Origin of the sequence: Collinsella sp. An2, assembly GCF_002160065.1 — a bacterium.
Taxonomy (GTDB): domain Bacteria; phylum Actinomycetota; class Coriobacteriia; order Coriobacteriales; family Coriobacteriaceae; genus Limicola.
This window is the reverse complement of record NZ_NFJW01000010.1, coordinates 37858-58958: the sequence shown is the minus strand read 5'-3', so window position 1 is coordinate 58958 and position 21101 is coordinate 37858. Positions and strand designations below refer to the sequence as shown.

Genomic DNA, 21101 nt, shown 5'->3' with positions numbered 1-21101 from the left:
GTGATGACTTCCAATGGTTTTGAACGTGATTTGCGATCCGTGACCCGTGCTAGGAGATGGCAGCAACAACGCGCCCATGGGCATCGAGCAGGGTGGGGTAGAGCCTTCTTGCTCCTTTTACATCGCCGGCACGTACCAAGGCGAGGGTCTCCACGGCCATCTGGCTTAGCGTCTCCATGGCAAGGTTTGACGAAACGCCTTTGAGCGCATGGGCCGCTCGTTCGGCGGCGTTCAGATCGCCCGTCTCAAGCGCGTCTCCAAGCTTTGTGACCGATTCGTCATGTAGGTATGCCGCAAACAGCCTCTCGACAACATCCTCGCGGCCAAGGACGCGCCCCAGCACCTCGTCGACATCGATGCCGGCAGCTTCGCATGCAGCCCTATCCACGGGTTTCCTCCTTCTGTCCGACATACATCGCGTTCAGGCGCGGCTCGATTGCGCGGAAGGTCGCGAGCAGCTTGGGATTGAACGTGCCGCAGGCGCCATCCTCGATCATGTTCAGTGCCTGTGAGCGTCCATAGGCATCCTTATAGACGCGCTTTGAGCGCAGCGCGTCGTAGACATCGGCAATCGAGACGACCTGTGCCCACATTGACAGTTCCGACCCGCCGATACCGTCGGGATACCCTCGTCCGTCCCAGCGCTCATGATGGTGTCGGGCAATATCGACCGCGTAGCGATAGACCTCGCTGCGGCGCATCTGCGGGATTTTCGCCAGCATCTCCGCGCCGACCACGGTATGCGTCTTCATGGTTTCGAATTCTTCGGGCGTGAGGCGGCCCGGTTTACACAGGATGGCGTCGGGGATGGCGATCTTGCCCACGTCGTGCATGATGGACGCAAGCGCGATGTTCGAGACGTCGTCAGAGGAAAGCCCGCTTCCCAGATCGGTATCGGTAAGCAGGGCATGCGTGATGTCGTGAATGCGGCGCACATGGTCGCCGCTCTCGCCGTCGCGAAACTCGATGGCGGCGGCAAGCGCCTCGATCATACCGCGGTTGAGCTCGATGATCGTTGTCGCTCGGCGCACGAGCTCGGTTTGTTGTTCCTGCACGACGGTACTCAGACGCCGGCGTGCCGAGAAGAGCTCGATGACGGACCCGACGCGCCTGTTGACGACGTAGGGGATGATTGGCTTCTCAACGACGTCCATGACGCCCAGCGCGTAGGCACGCTCGGTCACAGCATCGTCGACCTCAGCGCTGATGAGGAAGGTGGGGATGCGTTCGACTAATCTGACTCTTGCCAGGCCCTGCAGCACCTCGATTCCGTTCATGCCCTCCATTTGATAATCGAGGAGGATGGCGGCATAGCGTAGAGGGTCATTGAGCACCATGGCGAGCGCCTGGGTGCCGTCCTCAGCTTCGTCTATCTCGTAGTGGTCACCGAACAGGTTGGCAAGCACGAGACGATTGATCGCGTCGTCGTCGGCAATCAGGAGGGCGTGCGGGTCACGCGAGCGAGCAGGTATGGGACCGTAGTCGTCTGCAAGACCCCAGACGCGGTCGAACGCCTCGGCGGTCGAGGTCTCGAATTCACTTCGTGAGACGATGCCCATGGTCGCCCTCCCTACGATGGTTCTGCTCAGCTCCAGCTGCTTACATTATTGATGAGCCATGCGTCCTATCGGCTTCATCTCCGTTCGGAGACTGTCTGACGTTGGTGTCCACCGCCTCCACTCCGGCCGGAACGTAGTGGGCGATACGCGTACGGCTCTTTCCTTCGCGCTTGGCGGTATACAGCTGTGCATCCGCTTGGCCCACGAGTTCATCGAAATCTGCCGGCTCGTTGTTGAGATAAACGATGCCCACGCTGCAGCCGATCTCGTACCCCAGCTGCTTTTCACAGGCCTCGCGCAGGCGCGTACGCACCGCGTCAAAGCGGTGTCTTAGCAAGTCGATATCTGCCATACCCTCAACAAGCACCAGGAATTCATCGCCGCCGAAGCGCCCGATGATGTCGGTGGGGCGGAAGAGCTCGCTGAGGAGATGGCCCATGTCGATGAGCACCTCGTCACCTGCCGGATGTCCCAGCGTATCGTTTAACGCCTTGAAGTCATCGAGGTCCAAAAATGCCAGAGAACAGGTGCAGTGTGGGTTGACGCTCTCCAGATACGCACGTGCCTTTTCGACGAAGGCGCGCTTGTTATAGAGATTCGAAAGCGTGTCGCGCTTGCTCATGATCTCGTACTTCATGCGCATCTCATGGGCACTCAACCGATAGTTCATGGTGAGATGCGACACGCAGAGCGCGAACAGAAAGCCCGTGATCATCTCGAAGATGTCGTACTGGGCGATTCCTGGCTCCTTCAGCGTGATGACGCACACAAGGTAGACGACCTCGGCCGCGGTGAGCAAGCCGTAGGTTATGAAGTCGGGCATGATGAAGAGCGCGGGAAGGGCAATACATACGAGCTGCATGAAGGTGCTTGGTGAGTCGGGCTCTGCTGCGGTATCAAGGAAGATCATGAAGGCGTAGAGCACAATCTCAAAGGCGATGCACATGGGAAGGGCATGGCGGAGCATGCCGCGCCGATGGCCCATCCAGGCGATCGCGCAGAACACGATCATGACCGGGAGGAAGACGAGATGGAACACAGAGGGCTTCCAGCCATGAATCACCGCCGGTGCCAGCAGGAGCAGGAAGACAAGCAGAAGCAACGTCGCAATGCTCGCAAAGCGCAGAAACTTGAAGTTATCGGCTGCAATCTCGCGTACGCCGTCCTTGAAGTACGCCGCTGCGCGTGCTTGATAGGTACGATATGCATGCACGAGAGCCCTCACCGTGCATCTCCCTTCAACGCTTGGTTGTTCGACCACGAATATGCTGTCGCTGTACCAGCATAAAGGTAGCCGGAGAAAATCTGTACTCCCCCTCAAAGTTCTGACGGTATACTGATTATCTACAAATGTTCCTGCGTATAGGGATGTTTGTTTGGTGTTTAAGCATGAAATAGGGAGGGTGCCGGCACGTGCGGCAGGTGACGAGGCAGGAGAAGAAGTTCTTGGTCGATCCCACTGCGGCGGCCAAGCTTCAGCGCCGCCTTGCCGCTGTCATGCACGAGGATGACCACAACGGGCCGTGCGGCTATAGTATTCGCTCCCTGTATTTTGACACCGTCTCGGACCGTGATTTCGTCGAAAAGCTCTTCGGCACTGATCCGAGGCGCAAGCTGCGTCTTCGCCTCTATGACCCCACCGCAGACTTCGCCTTGCTCGAGATGAAGCAGAAAGAAGGGGAGCATCAGCTCAAGCGGTCGCTACCCCTGTGCCGCACAGAGGCAGAGCGACTTGTCGCAGGCGACCTCTCTTGGATGCTGGAACGTCCCGAGGCCTTTGCCGGCGAGCTCTACGCGTTTATCGCCTGCAACGGTTACCGCCCCAAGGCGGTGATCGAGTATCGACGACGCGCGTACGTGGCGAAGGAGAACCGGATTCGCATCACCTTCGATTCGGAGATACGGGCGACCGAGGCGAATGTGAACGTGTTTGACGAACATCTGCCTCTCCATCCGGTGCTCGACCCGTTCAACATCATCCTGGAGGTGAAGTACAACGGGTTTCTGTTGAGCTACATCAAAGATCAGCTCAACTCCGTTGAGAAACGAGCGCTTTCCGTGAGCAAGTATTGTCTGGGGCGCGACATCTCGATGGGTTATCAGTTCTAGCAACCATGCTATCGGCAACAAATCTTTCGCCGGGATGCAATGACGGAAAAGGGGTGGATTGTGAGACAAGAGCTCTATCAGCTTCTGCAAGGATCGGCATCGGTCGTAGGCCTCGAGGACGCGGTACTGCGCGTGGGTTGCGCCGTCATCCTGGGACTTGTGATCTTCGTCTCGTATTGGGAGAGCCATGCGGGAACCATCTATTCGCAGAAGTTCAACGTGAACCTCGTGACCCTCACCGTTCTCACGGCGACCGTCATGATGGTCATCGGCTCTTCGATCGCGCTGTCCCTCGGCATGGTGGGCGCTCTGTCCATCGTGCGTTTTCGTACCGCCATCAAGGACCCACGCGATACGACCTATATCTTTTGGGCGATCATCTGCGGCATCTGCTGTGGTGTGGCACAGTTCCTTGCTGCGGCTGTGGGCACCGTCGCCGTGTTCGTCACCATGCTGCTGCTCGGCCGTATCCGCAACGATGTGCGCACCCTCATCATCATCCGCGCCGCCCGTGCTCGCGAGCTTGAAATCGAGGGCAAGATCTTCGAGCTTCTCGGGTCCAAGGCGAGCCTGCGCGTCAAGAACACCACCGAGTCGAGCGTCGAGTTTATCTTCGAGGTGACCAAGGGCGCACTCGACCGTGCCCAGAAGGGAGCCGGCGTCGTGCTCACCGAGCGCATCTATGCCCTCGGTGACGTGGAGTATGTCAACATCGTCGCTCAAAACGATGAAATCGGCAGCTAAGCGGCGGTGTCTCCATGCGGTCGAAAGCAATTGCCATCATAGCGTGCGTCTGCGCTCTTATCGTTGCCGTGGCGGCGCATCTGGGAACCTGGGAGATTGAGAAGGAGACCGGGACCCAGCAGCGCTACATTCAGCATGAGCAGGCGGCCTCCTTGGACGACCTCTCAGAGGCCGACCGCGCCGCTGCGAGCTCGACGAGCATCGACCCCGAGACCTTTGCAAGCCATCTGCCGGTCGTGTCCATAGACACGCGCGGACAGGAGGTCCCGGGCGACGTGGTTACCGAGGAGGATGGAGACGCCAAACTTCGTCCTGACGGGCGATACTACGAAACGAAAACCGCAGAAGGCCTCGACTACATTATCGGAGATATCGACATCATCTACGATGAGGGAAGCGCTAACCAGCTGAGCGATGACCCGATCTTTTCATCTCAGACTCGTATCCGCTACCGAGGACACCGGTCGCGGGACTTTCCCAAACGAAACTACTCCCTTCATTTTATCGATGAGGAAGGCAACCCTGTGAACGAGGGCGTCCTGGGGATGCCGGCGGACAACGGTTGGATTCTTAACGGACCCTATCTCGATAAATCCCTTATTCGCAACTATCTTGCGTATAACGTCTTCGGAACCTTTTGCGAAGATACCCCGGAGGTTCGGTTCTGTGAGCTGTTCGTGAACGATGAGTATCGTGGCCTCTTTCTTTGTATGGAGGCGGTTGATGTTTCCGAAAGTCGCGTCAGCCTCACCGAAACAGAGCAGGGTGTGAATAGTGGACCGGAAACAAGCTATATGTTGAAGCTTGATCGATATGATATGAATGCCGTCACGCTCGACAATCTCGGTTCTCAGGTTGGCTTACTTGATTCATCTCTTGAAGTCTTGTATCCCAAAGCGGAAGAACTAACCGACGAGCAACTTCAATGGATAGAGGAAGATTTCAGTGCCTTTGAAAAGGCTCTCTATTCATATGACTATGACACTGCGGATTACGGATACTGGAACTATATCGATGTGGACTCGTTCGTCTCCTATTTCATAGCGAACGAGTTCAGCATGAATTACGATGCTGCTCTCTATTCGACATATTTGTCCCGCGACCTGCGCAGCGGTATATCACTTGGACCGATCTGGGATTTCAACAGCGCTTTCGATAACTATGCGGAAGCGGATTACTCTGACGCATCGGGGTTCACGATGGTCAATCGTCCTTGGTTCACCATGCTTGTCAAGGACGAGGATTTCATCGATGCCGTCATCGATCGTTATCGTCAGCTGCGTCAAGATGTTCTTTCGGACGAGTATCTAGGCAACTTTATCGATTCGGCACTCGACTTCTTGGGACCTGCAATCGAGCGCAATTGGAAGGTCTGGGGTTCCACCTTCGATCCCACTACCCTCAAGGCCGAACACCGCTTGATCCCTATTGAGAGAAATCCGACAAGCTATGAGGAGGCAATCGGAGAGCTCAGGGCGTTCATCGATAAACGAGGCACCTGGCTCGACACCCACATTGAAAGCTTGAAACAGTACTCACATGAGTCCGCAGTAAAGATGGATAACCACTGATTGTCGAGCACGCATTTCATGAGCTCTGAGGGGAGGACCATATGAAACGATTCATCTTGGCGATGTGTGCTGTGACACTGCTCGCATTCATTGCGTTTTATCTTGTCTGGAATCATGGAGTCGATTTGCTTCTCGATTCTCCTGAAGAAATCAGCTGCGAGTGGCGAACGCACGGCAAGGAGACTCAGGCCCTCTCTTCGGAAGGCTGGGAACCATTTACCATGCGTGGTGTAGACCTTGCAGGTTCCGTGCCGGGTGCTTTTGTAAGCGACTATGCGGTGGATGAAGAAACGTATACGCGTTGGTTCTCTGAGATTCAGGATATGGGCGCTAATACGATTCGTGTCTACATGCTGATGGGCGATGCGTTCTATCGGGCTTTGAGCGAATACAATGAGCAGGCAGATACGCCGCTCTATCTTCTGCAGGGAGTCTATCTTGATGATTACGCTGCATACTCTCACATGGATGCCTATGATGAGGGTTATTTCGGCTCGCTGCGGGATGGGGCCAAAAAGGTCATCGATGCCATCCATGGCCGACTTCCGTTAGAGCTTAGACAGGTATCCGGAACGGGTTCCTATACCGTAGATGTATCGAGCTGGGTCGTCGGATACGCCCTTGGCGTGCCGTGGGACACGCGCGCGGTTGCATATACCGACAGCGTTGATGCCGAAATGGCTCCGTACACCGGTCGGTACGCTTCTTCAACTCAAGACTCCTCGGCCTTCGAATCCATGCTCGCCCGCCTCGTCGACGAAACCGTTGCCTACGAGACGCAACGTTATGATGAGCAACGGCTCATAGGAATCGTCAACAGCCCGACGACCGATCCGTTTGAATATCCAGACCGTATCGCCGAAACGTTCAATAAATACGCTTCGGTCGATATCGAGCATCTTGTCGGAACCGATGAGCTTCATTCTGGAATCTTCGCTCTGTACCACGTGTATCCGTTTGAGCCTGATTACGCTCGATATCTTGAACCCGGTGAGGCGCCATTTTGCGCCGACGCCGACGGCAATTGCTATCGTCCGTATCTTACAGCTCTTGTTGAACATCATTCCTGTCCTGTGGTCATAGGGGAATACGGTCTTTCGTCCTCACGGGGAACCGGATACGCCGAAGACACAACGGGCCGTGACCAAGGAGGCCTCTCCGAACGCGAACAGGCTGAGCTTATGGTCCAGTGCTATCGCGACATCGTAGAAGCGCAATGTGCCGGTTCCTTTGCCTACGAGTGGAACGATGAGTGGGGAAGACGGACATGGAATACCGTTTTTGCAACCGATCAGCTGAGGACACCGTATTGGAGCGATGCTCAGACGGTCGATCAGGGATACGGAATTCTTGCGTTTGATCCTGGCGAGGAGCTTCCATGCTGCATCGTCGACGGATCGGACGAAGAGTGGGATGGAATCGACCCGATTATCTCGGCACATGGGTCTGAGCTCTTTGCACAATATGATGAACGCTACCTGTATCTCAAAATCTCTGGTGATGACGTTGCTGAAGGACAAAGGACTATTATCCCCATCGACGTAACCAGCATGAGCGGTTCGACAACTGCTTGCTATCTGCCCGATACAGAAGCGTTGAGCGGAATTCTCACATATGCCGAGTTGAAAGTGGATGCGACGACGCTTCCCCTTGTCTTTGAGCAGCCCGCCGACTTTATGATTCTCTTCGATGGGAACGATGCGTGCTTATATGTGCAGGAACGCTATGACGTCACGAGGGCAATGATGCTCATGACCGTCGAGGGCCGCGATCCGTATGTCTCCATCCCTGCAAAGGATTCTCCGTTATTCAAGCCTGTGACCATGGCTCGCACGACGCTTTCGTTGCTTGCCCTTGATCAGCCGCTTCCCACTTTGGATGATGGAACAATCGGTCTCGAGAAAATGGAGAACTTTCAATACGATCTCACCGACGCATATGCGTCGACGGGAAAGCTCCGTCAGGGCAATGCCGATCCGGACAGTCCCGACTACGACTCCCTAGCAGATTATTGTTACGGAGACGGTGTTTTGGAGGTGCGCATTCCCTGGCAGCTCCTAAACTTTAGCGATCCATCGACCATGCGTGTTCACCAAGATTATTACGAGCACTACGGCGTCGAAGATATGTCTATCGACGCTCTTTCGCTTGGTATTTCGGTAGGTGGCGACAATGCTCTATCACAAGATGTCGTAGAGATGTCCGAGCTGCTTTTGGACGGATGGGACACCGAAGTTACCACCCATGAACGCCTCAAGCCGGTCTTCTCTGCCTTACAAGAAGCGTGGACGGGTGATGCGGCATGACAGCATCTATCTTCATCGCGTTCTACGCAATCGTCAGCCTTGCCATGATCATATTCGACCTCGTTTTTCTGCAGTGGGAGACGGTTCGCGCATTTTTGCTCGAGCGGCGGTCGCGCCACATGGCGACCCTGTTGGAGACAGCGATTGCTCGCGGGCTCGACGGAACCGACGCCGAGCATCGCCAGCTTCTGAGCCGAAGGCTGCGCACGCTTTCGGGCATGGAGTCCTTCGACCGCACCATGGAGCGGCTCAGCTCAGAGATGCCCGATGAGGCCGAACACTATCTAGAAGACATCTCCGGCGTGTTCGATACGCTGCTGCCCTCGTTTACCGGTAGGGACTCGTTGCGCCGCGCCTACTTTGCGGCCATCGTCACGCGTTGGTACCGCGGGCGCCCCGCATCCTCGGCGCTCATAGCCGACCTGTTTGCGTGCCTCAGCGACAAAGCCCTCTATTCGCGTCAGAACGCCTTCGAGGCTCTGGTGCATATCAGCACGGCCACCGAGATCGCACGTGCCGTTCGGCTGCTCGATGCGGACGGTGCTAAGCGCGCACACCGCTTGATCTCGGAGACGCTGCTTGCCTATCCGGGGGACCGAAACGAGCTTGCCGACGCGCTCCTCGAAGGATTCAAACAGCGCACGCCCGAGATGCAGGTCTGCATCATCAACTTCCTGCGTCACGCAAGGACAGCCCGCTACGGATGCGAACCCGCGCCGATCGACCGCCATCAATTTCTGCTCGACCTCATGCAGGACGATCGCGCGAACCTCGAGGTCAGGCTTGCCTGCATGCGCTACTTCATGACCAATCCTTGGGAGTCCGCATTGGATCCCATCGTAGATTTCACCCGGGCCGACACGTCGGCTTCATGGGAGTACGCCGCCGTGGCCGCAACGGTCCTGGGCTCCTACCCATGCGACAAGACCGTGCAGGCACTGAAGCGCTGCCTTCACAGCCCCGTCTACCACGTTCGCTACAACGCAGCCGAGAGCCTCTTCCGCCTTGGAGCGACACCTGAGCGTGAGCTCGCCAACATCATGTGCGGCGACGATCGCTTCGCGCGAGATATGGTCGTCTTCCGCTGGAAGCTTGGCGGCGCCAGCGACGCGAACGATAAGACAGAAGTGCCTGTCCTGGGAGGCGATGCCGCATGACACCGCTTGCTGCCTCCGTGCAGGCTTTCCTTTGGGCCGTGGGCGTCTTCTTCATCATCTACCTCATCGGCTACGCCACGTTTCTGTTCCTTTCCGTGACGGTCGGCGCCTCCATCTTGAATCGCCGTTCGCGCGAAGCGCACTACCTAAGCCATATCGCGCCGGACTGCTACGTGCCGGTAAGCATCATCGTCCCCGCACACAACGAGGGCGTCACCATCGTCAGCTCCGTGCGGTCCCTGCTCGCCCTCGACTACCGCCTCTACGAGGTCGTGGTCGTTGACGACGGCTCCACCGACGACACCGCGCGCAAGGTAATCGACACCTTCTGCCTCGAGCGTACGGACCGCCCCGTGCAGATCCGCCTCGCGACCCAGCCCATCGAGAGCCTGTGGACGGCCGAGGTGTCGGGTGTCCACCTCACGCTCGTCCGCAAGGCGAACGGCGGGAAGTCCGACGCCTTGAACGCGGGCATCAACGTTTCGCGGTTTCCGTACTTCATCTGCATCGACGCCGACTCGGCACTGCAGCGGGATTCACTGCGCGAGATCGTCACGCCCGTGATCGAGGACGATACGGTGGTTGCCGTGGGAGGTCTGGTGCGTCCCGCCAACGGCATCGCCCTGCGCGACGGCTGGGTGCAGTCCTATTCGCTGCCCAAGAAGATTATCCCTGCCATGCAGGTCCTCGAGTACGACCGCTCGTTCTTGTCTGCCCGCATCCTGCTCGACCAGTTTAACGGCAACCTCATCATCTCGGGGGCGTTTGGGCTGTTCCGCAAAGATCTAGTGCTTGCGGTGGGCGGATACGACCCCCAGACGGTGGGGGAGGATATGGAGCTCGTCACACGGCTGCACGTGTTCTGCCGCGGCAACGACATTCCGTATCGCATCCGGTACGCTCCGGATGCCATCTGCTGGAGCCAAGCCCCCGAAACCCTGGGCGACCTCATGCGGCAGCGCCGGCGCTGGCACACGGGCCTGTTCGAATCCATGGTCAAGCACACGCGTCTGTTCGCCAACTTCCGCTTTGGTCCGGTCGCGGTTCTCTCCTATACATACTTTCTTGTCTACGAACTGCTGTCTCCGGTCATCGAGCTCTTCGGCATCGTAACGATGATCGTTGCGGCCATCTTCAACTTCATCAACGTTCCGTTCATGCTCATGTTCTTCGGAATCTACGCGGTCTTTGGGGCTGTCATGTCGCTTACCGCATTCTTCTCTCGCGTGCAGACACGTGATCTGCGGCTGACAGCCCTCGACATCGTGCGGGCCGTCTTGCTGTCGCTCTTCGAGGTGACGGTGTTGCGGTTCATCCTTGCGGTGACGCGCATGGCCGCACTCATTGGCTACCGCAAACGCGGACGCAGGTGGGAGACGGTGCAGCGGCATACGCTCGACGCCGAGTGAGGAAGCGCTCAGCGCACTATGAAAAAGGCGAGTTACGTCTCGTATGGGGACGGAAAGGATTGGAATATGGCACAACAAGTGGAACAGAGTACCGCAGAGCGCGGGCACAACCGTGGGCGCGCGCCGTTCGTCGTCGGCATCGGGGCGTCAGCGGGCGGGGTGGAGGCGCTGCAGGAGCTCTTTGCCTCGCTTCCAACGGAGAGTGGAGCGGTGTACGTCGTCATCCAACACCTGTCTCCCGACCATCGCAGCCTCATGTCCGAGATTCTTGGCAAACAGACCGATATGCCGGTCGTGCAGGCCGAGGACGGCTGCAAGGTGGAGGCCGACACGGTCTACCTGATTCCGCCCAAGAAAAACCTGACGATCGCCGGCGGTCGCCTACATCTTGCCGATTACGACCACCAGGTGCTGAATCACCCCATCGACATCTTCTTTTCATCGCTTGCCGAGGAGTGCCACGAGCGTGCGGTCGCCGTCGTGCTCTCGGGCACCGGCAGCGACGGCACCTCGGGCATCCGCGCCGTCAAGGAGGCGGGCGGCATCGCGATCGTGCAGAATCCCGAAAGCGCGAAGTTTGACGGCATGCCGCGCAGCGCCATCTCGACGGGCCTCGTGGACTGGGTCTTGCCGCCAGAGCAAATCGCCGCCGAGATCGTCAACTTCGCACGCTTCCATATGAACCTCGTTTCGAGCTCGGGAGAGGAGCTGTTCACCGACGAAGAAAGCCTGTCCCTCATCTATCGCGAGCTCAAAAAACGGCGCGATATCGACTTTACGCATTACAAGCGCTCGACGGTGATTCGTCGCATCGAGCGCCGCATCATGGTCACGCATGCGTCCAGCCTTGCCGACTATGCGCGTTCGCTCGACGAGAATCCCGATGAGGTCGCCGTGCTTGCAAAAGAGATTCTTATCGGCGTCACGAGCTTCTTCCGCGACGCGCCGTTCTTTGAAGTGCTGAAGAACACCGTCATCAATATTATCGTGCGTGCCAGTATCCCTGAGGACTCCATCCGTGTCTGGAGCGCCGGCTGCTCGACAGGGGAGGAGGCCTACTCCATCGCCATCCTCTTTAAAGAGGTACTTGACGAGCTGCAGGTGCGTCGCGACATCAAGATCTTCGCGACCGATATCGATGTGAGCGCGATTGAGCGTGCCGGCAAGGGCGTCTTCCCCGAAAGCATCATCGAGGACGTCTCTCCTGAGCGCTTGGCCCGATTCTTCGTGAAGCGCGGCGACACGTATGTCATCTCGAAAGAGATCCGCCAGATGGTCATCTTTGCGCCGCACAACATGCTCTCGGACCCTCCGTTTGGAAAGCTCGATCTCATCTGCTGCCGCAACGTCATGATCTATTTCCAGCCGGTGCTGCAGCGAAGTCTGTTCGCCATCTTCCATTCCGCGCTGAAAAACGGCGGCTACTTGTTCCTGGGAAAAAGCGAGACGGCTAACGAATACCCCAACATCTTCCAGCCGGCCTGCTCGACTGAGAAGATCTACATCCACAACGGGACCGGGAAGATGGAAGGGCCCTCACCTGCCACCTTCACCATTCCCGCTGTACCCTCCGTCGCGCCGCGCACCCAGCATATCGAGCGGCAACGCCAGACCGACTATGGCCTGGAGAACATCTACACGCAGTTCCTCGAGCGTTTCCTGCCTGCTTCTGTGATTGTCAACGAGGCAAACGACGTCATCCATTTCTTCGGGGACTACCTTGAGTACGTGGCCATCGCGCCGGGCAAGGCGACCTTCAACCTGTTCACCATCATCAATCCGGGGCTTTCCCTTGCGGCATCGACGGCGTTGTCCCGCAGCCGCAGCGAGAACACCGCGGTGACCTACCAGGACATCAGCGTGGACTGCCCCTCGGGAACCAGGGTCATCGACCTTATCGCACAGCCCATCCCCATGCCGGGAAACATCGAGGCTACCTTGACGGCGATGCTGTTCGTAGAACATCGGTTGAGCTCGCCTACGGGCGTTGTTGAGAAGTACGACATCGACAAGACCACCGCCCGCCGCATCGCGGACCTCGAAGCCGAGCTTCGCGATTCGCAGAGCAACCTGCAGTCGACGATCGGCGAGCTCGAGACGGTCAACGAGGAGCTTCAAGCCGCAAATGAAGAGCTGCTCACCGCGAACGAGGAGCTGCAAAGCTCCAACGAAGAACTTCAGTCGGTGAACGAAGAGCTTTACACCGTCAACTCCGAGTATCAGCAAAAGGTCGACGAGCTTACGATGACCACGAACGACCTTTCGAACTTCTTGTCTTCGACGATGATCGGCATCCTGTTTATCGATGAGAACTTCAATATTCGCAAGTTCACCGAGTACGTAGGGCGCGAGTTCCAGCTCATGGACCATGACGTGGGGCGCCCCATCCAGATCTTTGCCCATAGCTTCCCGAGAGAGGATATCGTGGGCGATGCTCAGCAGGTGTTGCGTGACTTGACGCCTATCGATCGCGAGGTCGAGGCCCTCAGCGGCAAGTGCTATACCGTTCGTATCGCGCCGTACCGTACAACGGAAAACAGCATCAAGGGGCTTGTCATCACCATAATCGACAGCCTGGGTGCCGGGGAACGAGCCCAAAGATAGGCACGTGGGCGGGCATCGCGCCGCACCGATGCCCGCCCACAGCTATCTTCGGGTCGCCGTGCAAAGCGCTGCATCACGGCAGGGAAGACGCATACTCTAGACGAGGTACTTCTCCTCGAAGAGATCGGGCGGCAGGGGCTTGTCGTAGTAGAACCCCTGACATATCGGGCATCCCGCATCAATGAGCATACGGGCCTGGGCCTTGGATTCAACGCCTTCGGCCACACACGCCATGCCTTGTTCGTGGCAGATCTCGGAGATGCTTCTCACCATGCTCGCCGACACGGGATTGTCGGGAAGGCCGTATACCAAGCTTCGGTCGAGCTTAATCGTGTCAAACGTCACGTTTGCCAGCACCGACATGCTTGAATAGTGGGAGCCGAAGTCGTCGAGGGCGATTCGCAGCCCAAGCGACCGGAAGCGGCTCACGAGCTCGTTGAGCGTTACGGTACCCAGGTCGAGCGCGCTTTCGGTAACTTCCATCTCCAGCGTATCGGGGGCGACGTTTGGATGACGGCTCATGATGGCCAGCACCGACGCAAGCGAGGTCGGACTGAGCAGCGTGGCGCGCGAGAAGTTGGTAGAAACCGGAATCGTGGAATAGCCCCGCTCTTTCCATTCGCTCATGAGCGACAGAGTCTCGTCGAATACGTAGTAGTCGAGCGCGGCAACCTCATCGCTGCGCTCAAGATGGTCGATCTGCGTGACGGGAGAGATTGGCCGTCCGTCGACATCAACATAGCGGGCAAGCGCCTCGGCCCCAACGATCTGACCGCTGCGCGCGTCGATCTTTGGCTGCAGGTACACGACGAATCGCTCGGCGATGTTCGCTCCAAGAGCGTGCTCGGCGCCCTCCTGCTCCACATCATCAAGACGCGTGACGTTGTTCGCAGCTCCAAGACCGTCATACGCCAGGCCGTTGTCGTGCTGCGCGATGGCGAGCGCCTCGTCCACAACGTTGCGCACCTCTGCCGGAATACCGGTCCAAGCGCTACCAACATGAATGGCCGACGGATGCGCTGTGACGAGCATGGTACGAATCTCCGCACACCGCTGAACAAACGTGCGATACGAGACGTCGGAGAAGAGCACCACGAACTCGGTGTCAGAGATCTGATAGGCTGCGTTCTCATCGTCAAGGGCGCTCAGTGCCCCCTTGATGGAAGCTACGACCTCTATGGCGTAGGTAAGTCCCTTTGCCTTGACAAGCTGGTCCGGATGAGGGACGCAGATCGCCAAAGCCCCGCACGAGCTCCATCCTTCTCCAAGCGCCTCGCCGATCGTACGCTCAAGGTCATGACGTCCCGGCAGCTCGCCGGCCGCCTGCAGCGAATGTTCCTGGTTGCCGTGCCGGCTATGCCGCAAGAGTCTCCACTCGCGGAAAACGCGTGCCGCAAGGGCGCGGTCAAGCTCCCAGCTATCGAAATGACGCGTTGGGTCATCGATGCAGATGGCAAGCGACACCTCATGGTCTGCCTCAACCGGCACGATGCAAAATCGCCAGGTATCGTTTTTAATCGTGCCCTCGTCTGCATAGGTCTGGATGCGAGGACGGCTCACATAGACCGGATGGGTCGCCCCGATGTTGCGCGCAATGAAGGGGAACCGCAGCGCCGGGGTATCCGACAGCCTGCCCTTGATCGACATCGTCCCAGCATCCGACCATTCGAACGGAATGTTGAGCAAGCCGTCATGAGCGTTCACCATCACGAGGTAGACACGACGCGCACCATGGTACATCCCAAGCCCACGCAGTGCTGCGGTGATAGCCTGACGCGTTGAGCCGGAATTCAACATGGTCGAAAGAATGAGCGCAAACGCCCGAATCTCTTCGTCGCTTAACGAGCCGAGTGCCATGGGGTTGTCGACCACACGGTCGCTCGTTGAAGAACCACCCTGTTCGAGCAGCTCGTATTGAGAAACCGGAGGCTGTACGAAGTCGGCTGCCAGGCCGTCCGGCGCCGTCGCGCGCCGCTCGCAGGCAGATCGGGCCATATCCGCCGCCGAAACGATATCAAGATAGTCGGGTGTGGCATAGATCGACTCGGCAATGATGCGAACGTTCGACAACCGCCGCGAATCCGCTTGATCGGCATCGACGAGACTTGCCCGTGCGGCCGCTATGGCGTCGGAAAGACGATGCCATAGCTCATCGTCGGAGCCCGCAGAGGGAACGAGCACGCCCACGGACTCTTCGTCAAATCGATAGGGAATGCAATCGACGCCAAGGAACACACCGATAGCGCATGCAAGGTCGGCCTTGAGACGTTTGGGCATAGGCTCGAGCTCGATGATCTGAATCACCGACAGCGAGCTGAGCGACCCGGCGTCAACCTCCCGCAAGACCGATGGTACGAGCACGCGTGCGTAGTCCCGACGATACAGAAGGCTCTCGGCATCGCGCATACAGGATAGGTCGGTCTGTGACTCCCAGTGGTCGCGCTTCTGCACGCAGCTGGTAAACGTTCTGGCGACCAGATTGCCACGGTTTCCTTTGCGCACGTTCACGGCGATGCGCATCGGTTTGACGACCCCGCCGTCTATCATGCGAAACCAGCCGACCGACCAGCGACGTCCCTCCTCGAAGCGTTTGGCAAGACGTTCGGGGTCGAGCAACTGGCGGTATGCCTCGAGAGCCACCGAACCGCAGAGGGAGACCTCGATGCGCCGCATACCCTCTTCGAGCGATATGTTGCGGAGCAGCTTCGCGCTGTCGTGATGTCGAACCAGGGCGGCGTCGATCATGCGGGTGGCAAGGTTGATCGTTCCCGTGCGAACCAGATCCGGCCAGAGGGCTTCAGGAAGCTCCCCATACCACGATTGGACGCCTTCATCGTTCTCGAGGTCACGCCGTAGCCCGACCGCTCGCACCGGCGTGCCGGCATCGTCATACTGCATATGAAACGAGATGTTCGACCATCCAAACGCATTGTTGCGCCTGCTCAGGAGCATGACGTTCTCCTGCACGCCGTCTTCACCGTTTTCTAGGCGCTGAAATATGTCGCAGAAGGTCGAGATGGAATCGGGATGCACGTGCCCCGCGTCGACGGCGACGCCTGGCATATGCACGTAGGATCGCGTCTGCATGATGCCGAGGTCATCAAGAAAATGAACGGTCAGCGTGGTCGTGGCGAGGTCATAGCTGCAAAGCTCGGCATCAAGCTCGCCCAGAAGCACATGGCACCACAGCGCGTAATCGGCAGGCGAAGTTGTACGGGACATTTCAGGCGCGTTCGTAGGGGCAGGAGCTTCGGCATGGGGATGCATCGCGGCAGACGCCGTGTGGCGCTGCGTCGCTTCTTCGACGCTGGTATGTCGAGATGCATGTTCTAGGCCCACGGCCGCCCCTTACGATCGGACGCGCCGCGGTGCAGGCTCATCGCGAATGCGTCTAGGGCGATTATAGTTGATTGTTGCGGAGGGGTACCTTTATTTTCGTCCTGTCAACTACAGGGACATGCAGGGAATACCGCCACGTCTATGTGTCAACGGCTTATACATGGTTGTTCTTGCGACGCCGGCGCAGCGCCTCCTCGATAGCGTGTTTGAGGCCGTCGAGCGAGAGCGGTTTGGTTGTAAACGAATCCATGCCCGCACGCATGGCTTGGGCCACGTCGTCGGCAAACGCGCTTGCAGTCACCGCCACCACGCCGACGGTCTTGGCGTCCGCGCGATCGAGCGCCCGGATTGCCCGCGTCGCCTCCGCGCCGTCCATGCGAGGCATTTGCATATCCATGAGGATGACGTCGAAGGCGCCTTCCTCCGATTCCGCAAACGTTTCGAGCGCGGCCTGTCCGTCCTCCACACAGACGACGGTCGCACCCAGCGACTCAAGAAGGGACTGCACGATAATCGTGTTGGCAACGTTGTCCTCGGCGACCAGGGCGGTGATGGGGGTGTCTGCCCGATTGTCGTCGCAGGCTGCGTTTACAGACGCAGCTGTGGTAGCACCGGCGTCGGTGGGGGCGCTTGTGTTCTCCACCGTTTCAAAGGGGATGTTCAGGTAGTATGTCGTGCCAACATCCGGCGTGCTTTCAACGTCGATCGTGCCGCCCATCTGCTCTACGAGGTTCTTGACGATGGGCATGCCAAGCCCCGTTCCCGTAATGCCGCGCGGCGCGAAGACCTCTTCTCGTGCATAGGGCTCGAAGAGGTGGGGGAGGAATTCCTCCGACATTCCAATGCCGGTGTCCGCAACGATGATGCGATACCCACGCGTGCGACGCGTATCGCTCTCGTCGCGCTCTTCGGCGTCCAGACGAATGGTCACGCGAGCGCCCGCGTAGCTGTATTTCAAGGCGTTGGAGATCAGGTTGTTGAGCACCTGCCGCAGGCGGCGGGCGTCGGCCTTGACGACGGTATGCGCCGTTTCAATCGACACGTCGATCTGTTTGTTCTCCGCTTGCGCACGATCGCGGAAGGGTGCGACAGCGCGTTCGATGACCTCCGCCAGGTCCGTTGTCTCCACGTGGAGCACGCCGCTGGCGACGTGCTCGCTGTGAGAGATATCAAGGACATCGCCCACAAGGCCGCTCAGCTGCTCGCCCGCATCCTCAACAAGCGATAGGTAGCGCTCGGCCTCCTGAGGTTCATCCATATGCTCGCGGAGCAGGCGCGTCAGCCCGATGATGGCGTTGAGCGGGGTGCGCATGTCGTGAGAGATATTGCTAAAGAAGATCTCCTTGCGCTTTGCCGACTCGCGCGCCGCAGCAAGTGAGCTCTCCAGGAGCTCGACGCTCTGGGCGCGCTCGCGCAACTCGTCGTCGACAAATCGAAAGCACAGGATGAACTCATGCTTCGAAAGGATGGGGTCCGCGATGAGTCGAATGCTGGTCCAGCGAGGTACCCCGTCTATGTAGCGTCGGTATTCTCCGCCGAACTGCTGCACGTTTTCGGCGGCTATGCGAGCCATGTTCTCAAGCGAAAAGCTTTCCTTGAAGCCCTCGAAGGTCTTCGGCTCCATAACGGTGCGCATCGTCTCTTGGAATCGACGGTAGCTGCCGCGCTTTCCCAGCTGTGCGGCGATCTCGGGGCGCGACTTGATCGAGGTATACGTGCCGCGCTTATAGTCTATGAGGTAGATTGCGTAGAAGGTATTTCCCAGGATCTGAAGCGTATGGGTGACCTTGCGCAGGCGTGCCGACCGCACCCGGTAGGCAACCAGCACGCCAACCATGACGATCGTGAGCACCAGGCAGATGCCCGCCAGCACGGTAAGGCTTTCATCCCAGCCGCTGCTGAGCACTTCCGAGGTCGGTATGGTTATGACCGACAACCATCCGTTTTCCAGCTCAGCATAGAAAATGCTGCGCTCTTCGCCGACCGTGCCCACATAGGTGGTCGATTCGTCATCAAGTCTGCCGGCAAGAACGCTCTCCCCCAGGCGGTCCATGTATTCATCGGACAGGCCGTCGCCCACATCGACCGACGTTTCGGCCGCCACGATCTCACCGGCGCCGTCGAACAGGAAATACGATGAGTTAGCAGGGAGCTCAAACCTGCTGTTGAGCGCCTCGAACTGTCCTGCGGGGACATCGATGCCCAGCACGTCCGCCTTCCCGTCGACAAGGGTCGCGATGGTAAGAAGCTCTGCGCCGCTTTCGCGTCCTTGGTAAGCGTCAGAGATCATGACCGGGTCGTTCTGCTCTCGAAGTTCCCGATACCACGCCTCTCGATCGACGTCGGCGTGGTCTGCCGCAGTTTCCGAGCTTGAAGTTATGATCGATCCGTCGACGATGAGAAACGGGCTGGTGCTCACCCCGTCAAGCACACGGGACGTGGAGGAGCCCAGCACGTCGAGGCGACGCTGAAAGTCCGCTTCGGTCGCGCCGAACGACATCAGGGTATCCAGGTCGTTTGCGCCGTTTACCACCATAAGGCTCATCGCCTCGAGCCTCACCTCCTCTTCGGCGGCAAAGCTTCGGGCAAGCTGGTCGCCGAATCCGCGGGCATTCGAGAGAATGGTGTTTCGCAACAGGTGATATCCGCCAAATCCCGTGAGCAGCGCAAGGACGATGGCGATGGCCGTCATCATCCTTCGGCCCGAGGAGGGTTCGTGGATCTGTGTTGCGTCCATAGCGTCCTCTCAAAGATGTGGGAGGGGTAAAAGTCTGTTCTATTGTAGTTGAGGTTGGCCGACGCCTCGTCAGACGCATTGCGGTACGATATCGGCAACGTCTGAGCAGGGGAGTAGAGCATGATGCACAACGTCGCTCACCATTGCTCCACATGCCTGTGGAGAAGGCAAATTCCTGCTTGCACCACCTGCGACCTTGCGTATAATATGTTCTCGTTTGTCAACCTACGTGCCGGCGCACGCGTGCGGCACCTCTAGAAGAGTGAGGAAACTATGGACTACATTCGCGCCATCGAGCGTCAGGACATCCGTGAGGACCTTCCGCAGGTTCGCGTCGGTGACAACGTCAAGGTGCACTATCGCATCAAGGAAGGTGACCGCGAGCGCATCCAGGTCTTCCAGGGTGACGTCATCCGCATGAGCGGCGGCTCCTCGCGTGAGACCTTCACCGTTCGTAAGATCTCCTTCGGCATCGGCGTCGAGCGCACCTTCCCGCTTCACAGCCCCAAGATCGCCAAGCTCGAGGTCGTGCGTCATGGTCGCGTGCGTCGCGCCAAGCTGTACTACCTGCGCAACAAGATTGGCAAGGCTGCTCGTATTCCCGAGAAGCGCTAAGTCGAGACTCACATCGCAAAGCCAAGGGCCGCCTTCGGGTGGCCCTTTTTCATAGCGCGTGCAACAATGCTCATACGCGTACGTTCCAAACCAGGCATAGGAATCAGGAGGGGAGACATGGCGAACATGACAAGCTCGGCTCCGGCCGCACAAATCTCCGCGGAGCTTGGAAGCGCGCCGCTTGAAGACCTTCCCGAATTGATCGAGCGATATCGTGAGGACCCCCGAGTGCAGGTCATGAAAGCCTGCGAGCGCGCGAAGCGCCGACTTGAGCGAGAACAGGCCGAGCATGAGCGCGTGCGCGGCCTTTATACCTCGATGAGGGAGCTCGGCGGCGAAGGTGTTGTGGTGGGCGTCGACGAGGTCGGCCGCGGCTCTGTGGCAGGTCCGCTTACCGTCTGCGCCGTCTGCCTTCCCGACGAGCCGCTCATTTGGGGTCTCGACGATTCCAAGCGTCTGAGTCCGGCACGCCGCGAGGTTCTGGCCGCACGCATCGCCGAGGTGGCACGCGCCGTCGGCATTTGCCATATTCCCGCCGCGCAGATCGATGAGATCGGTATGGCCGCCGCGCTGCGCCGTGCGGTGGCTGGCGCCGTCGCTGACACGGGCCTTGAGCCGGATTGCGTGCTCATGGACGGCAATCCGCTTCACGCCGTTGAGCACGAGCGCGACGTGGTACACGGTGACGCCACCGTCGCCTGCATCGCCGCGGCTTCCATCGTGGCTAAGGTGACCCGAGACGAGCTGATGGTCGAGCTTGACACCGAGTACCCCGCCTACCACTTCGCACAGTGTAAGGGATACGCATCGCCCGAACATATCGCCGCCATCCGCGAGCATGGGCTTACCGACCAGCACCGCGTGAGCTTCTGTGGAAACTTCCTGGAAACCGCACGGCTGTTTTAGCGCGCCGCCCCCCGTATCGTCGCACCGATCAGACGGAGTAGCTGC

At 58.6% G+C, this 21101-nt stretch carries 14 protein-coding genes; 9 read left to right on the top strand and 5 right to left on the bottom strand.

From position 1 onward, the window contains the following. Nucleotides 1-49: 49 nt before the first annotated feature. The 3 genes from B5F33_RS07505 to B5F33_RS07495 are packed head-to-tail and all read right to left on the bottom strand — an operon-like array spanning nucleotide 50 to nucleotide 2784. Entirely contained in the window at nucleotides 50-388 is a 339-nt protein-coding gene (locus B5F33_RS07505) for an Hpt domain-containing protein (RefSeq protein WP_158095339.1), read from the bottom strand. Next, nucleotides 381-1559 carry an HD domain-containing phosphohydrolase gene (locus B5F33_RS07500; RefSeq protein WP_087411183.1) on the bottom strand — a complete coding sequence of 393 codons (1179 nt, stop codon included), beginning with the start codon at nucleotides 1557-1559 and terminating at the stop codon, nucleotides 381-383. Before B5F33_RS07500 ends, B5F33_RS07505 begins: the two co-directional genes overlap by 8 nt. Nucleotides 1560-1599: 40 nt before the next feature. After that, complete coding sequence (locus B5F33_RS07495) at nucleotides 1600-2784, bottom strand: GGDEF domain-containing protein (protein ID WP_087411182.1); 1185 nt, start codon at nucleotides 2782-2784, stop codon at nucleotides 1600-1602. Nucleotides 2785-2972: 188 nt separating this feature from the next. On the opposite strand from B5F33_RS07495, the gene B5F33_RS07490 reads away from it, so the two are divergent. From B5F33_RS07490 to B5F33_RS07460, 7 genes are all read left to right on the top strand, one after another. Beyond that, nucleotides 2973-3668, top strand: a complete 696-nt coding sequence (locus tag B5F33_RS07490; protein ID WP_087411181.1) for a polyphosphate polymerase domain-containing protein — start codon at nucleotides 2973-2975, stop codon at nucleotides 3666-3668. 60 nt (nucleotides 3669-3728) lie between these two features. Continuing rightward, nucleotides 3729-4412 (top strand): DUF4956 domain-containing protein, encoded by a 684-nt coding sequence (locus B5F33_RS07485; protein ID WP_204214463.1) that lies wholly within the window; start codon nucleotides 3729-3731, stop codon nucleotides 4410-4412. Nucleotides 4413-4426: 14 nt separating this feature from the next. Further along, nucleotides 4427-5983: a CotH kinase family protein gene (locus B5F33_RS07480; RefSeq protein WP_087411179.1), complete on the top strand. Its 1557-nt coding sequence runs from the start codon at nucleotides 4427-4429 to the stop codon at nucleotides 5981-5983. A gap of 41 nt (nucleotides 5984-6024) precedes the next feature. Continuing rightward, nucleotides 6025-8289, top strand: coding sequence for a hypothetical protein (locus B5F33_RS07475; RefSeq protein WP_087411178.1), 2265 nt, complete (start codon nucleotides 6025-6027; stop codon nucleotides 8287-8289). Next, nucleotides 8286-9446, top strand: coding sequence for a HEAT repeat domain-containing protein (locus B5F33_RS07470; RefSeq protein WP_087411177.1), 1161 nt, complete (start codon nucleotides 8286-8288; stop codon nucleotides 9444-9446). The genes B5F33_RS07475 and B5F33_RS07470 overlap by 4 nt, the downstream gene beginning before the upstream one ends. Next, a complete protein-coding gene (locus tag B5F33_RS07465; protein WP_087411176.1) occupies nucleotides 9443-10855 on the top strand; it encodes a glycosyltransferase in 1413 nt (470 codons plus the stop codon). The genes B5F33_RS07470 and B5F33_RS07465 overlap by 4 nt, the downstream gene beginning before the upstream one ends. 66 nt (nucleotides 10856-10921) lie before the next feature. Beyond that, on the top strand, nucleotides 10922-13459 hold the full coding sequence (locus B5F33_RS07460) for a chemotaxis protein CheB (RefSeq protein WP_158095338.1): 2538 nt from the start codon (nucleotides 10922-10924) through the stop codon (nucleotides 13457-13459). Between the two features lie 96 nt (nucleotides 13460-13555). On the opposite strand, the gene B5F33_RS07455 is transcribed toward B5F33_RS07460, so the two are convergent. Both B5F33_RS07455 and B5F33_RS07450 read right to left on the bottom strand, forming a co-directional pair. Next, a complete protein-coding gene (locus B5F33_RS07455; RefSeq protein WP_158095337.1) occupies nucleotides 13556-16681 on the bottom strand; it encodes an EAL domain-containing protein in 3126 nt (1041 codons plus the stop codon). A gap of 271 nt (nucleotides 16682-16952) precedes the next feature. Further along, the gene (locus B5F33_RS07450; protein WP_087411173.1) at nucleotides 16953-19535 is read right to left on the bottom strand and encodes an ATP-binding protein; all 2583 of its coding nucleotides are present in this window, start codon (nucleotides 19533-19535) and stop codon (nucleotides 16953-16955) included. 273 nt (nucleotides 19536-19808) lie between these two features. Here B5F33_RS07450 and rplS point away from each other — a divergent pair, with 273 nt between their 5' ends. Together rplS and B5F33_RS07440 are read left to right on the top strand one after the other, a co-directional pair. Next, nucleotides 19809-20150 (top strand): 50S ribosomal protein L19, encoded by a 342-nt coding sequence (gene rplS / locus B5F33_RS07445; protein WP_087411172.1) that lies wholly within the window; start codon nucleotides 19809-19811, stop codon nucleotides 20148-20150. Nucleotides 20151-20267: 117 nt separating this feature from the next. Next, nucleotides 20268-21056, top strand: a complete 789-nt coding sequence (locus B5F33_RS07440; RefSeq protein ID WP_087411171.1) for a ribonuclease HII — start codon at nucleotides 20268-20270, stop codon at nucleotides 21054-21056. Nucleotides 21057-21101 lie beyond the last annotated feature (45 nt).

What these genes read in the sequence shown, in the direction of transcription:
- B5F33_RS07500 (WP_087411183.1), bottom strand. Translation starts at nt 1,559, where the DNA reads ATGGGCATCGTCTCACGAAGTGAATTCGAGACCTCGACCGCCGAGGCG.
- B5F33_RS07480 (WP_087411179.1), top strand. Translation starts at nt 4,427, where the DNA reads ATGCGGTCGAAAGCAATTGCCATCATAGCGTGCGTCTGCGCTCTTATC.
- B5F33_RS07475 (WP_087411178.1), top strand. Translation starts at nt 6,025, where the DNA reads ATGAAACGATTCATCTTGGCGATGTGTGCTGTGACACTGCTCGCATTC.
- B5F33_RS07470 (WP_087411177.1), top strand. Translation starts at nt 8,286, where the DNA reads ATGACAGCATCTATCTTCATCGCGTTCTACGCAATCGTCAGCCTTGCC.
- B5F33_RS07465 (WP_087411176.1), top strand. Translation starts at nt 9,443, where the DNA reads ATGACACCGCTTGCTGCCTCCGTGCAGGCTTTCCTTTGGGCCGTGGGC.
- B5F33_RS07460 (WP_158095338.1), top strand. Translation starts at nt 10,922, where the DNA reads ATGGCACAACAAGTGGAACAGAGTACCGCAGAGCGCGGGCACAACCGT.
- B5F33_RS07455 (WP_158095337.1), bottom strand. Translation starts at nt 16,681, where the DNA reads ATGTCCCGTACAACTTCGCCTGCCGATTACGCGCTGTGGTGCCATGTG.
- B5F33_RS07450 (WP_087411173.1), bottom strand. Translation starts at nt 19,535, where the DNA reads ATGGACGCAACACAGATCCACGAACCCTCCTCGGGCCGAAGGATGATG.
- rplS (WP_087411172.1), top strand. Translation starts at nt 19,809, where the DNA reads ATGGACTACATTCGCGCCATCGAGCGTCAGGACATCCGTGAGGACCTT.
- B5F33_RS07440 (WP_087411171.1), top strand. Translation starts at nt 20,268, where the DNA reads ATGGCGAACATGACAAGCTCGGCTCCGGCCGCACAAATCTCCGCGGAG.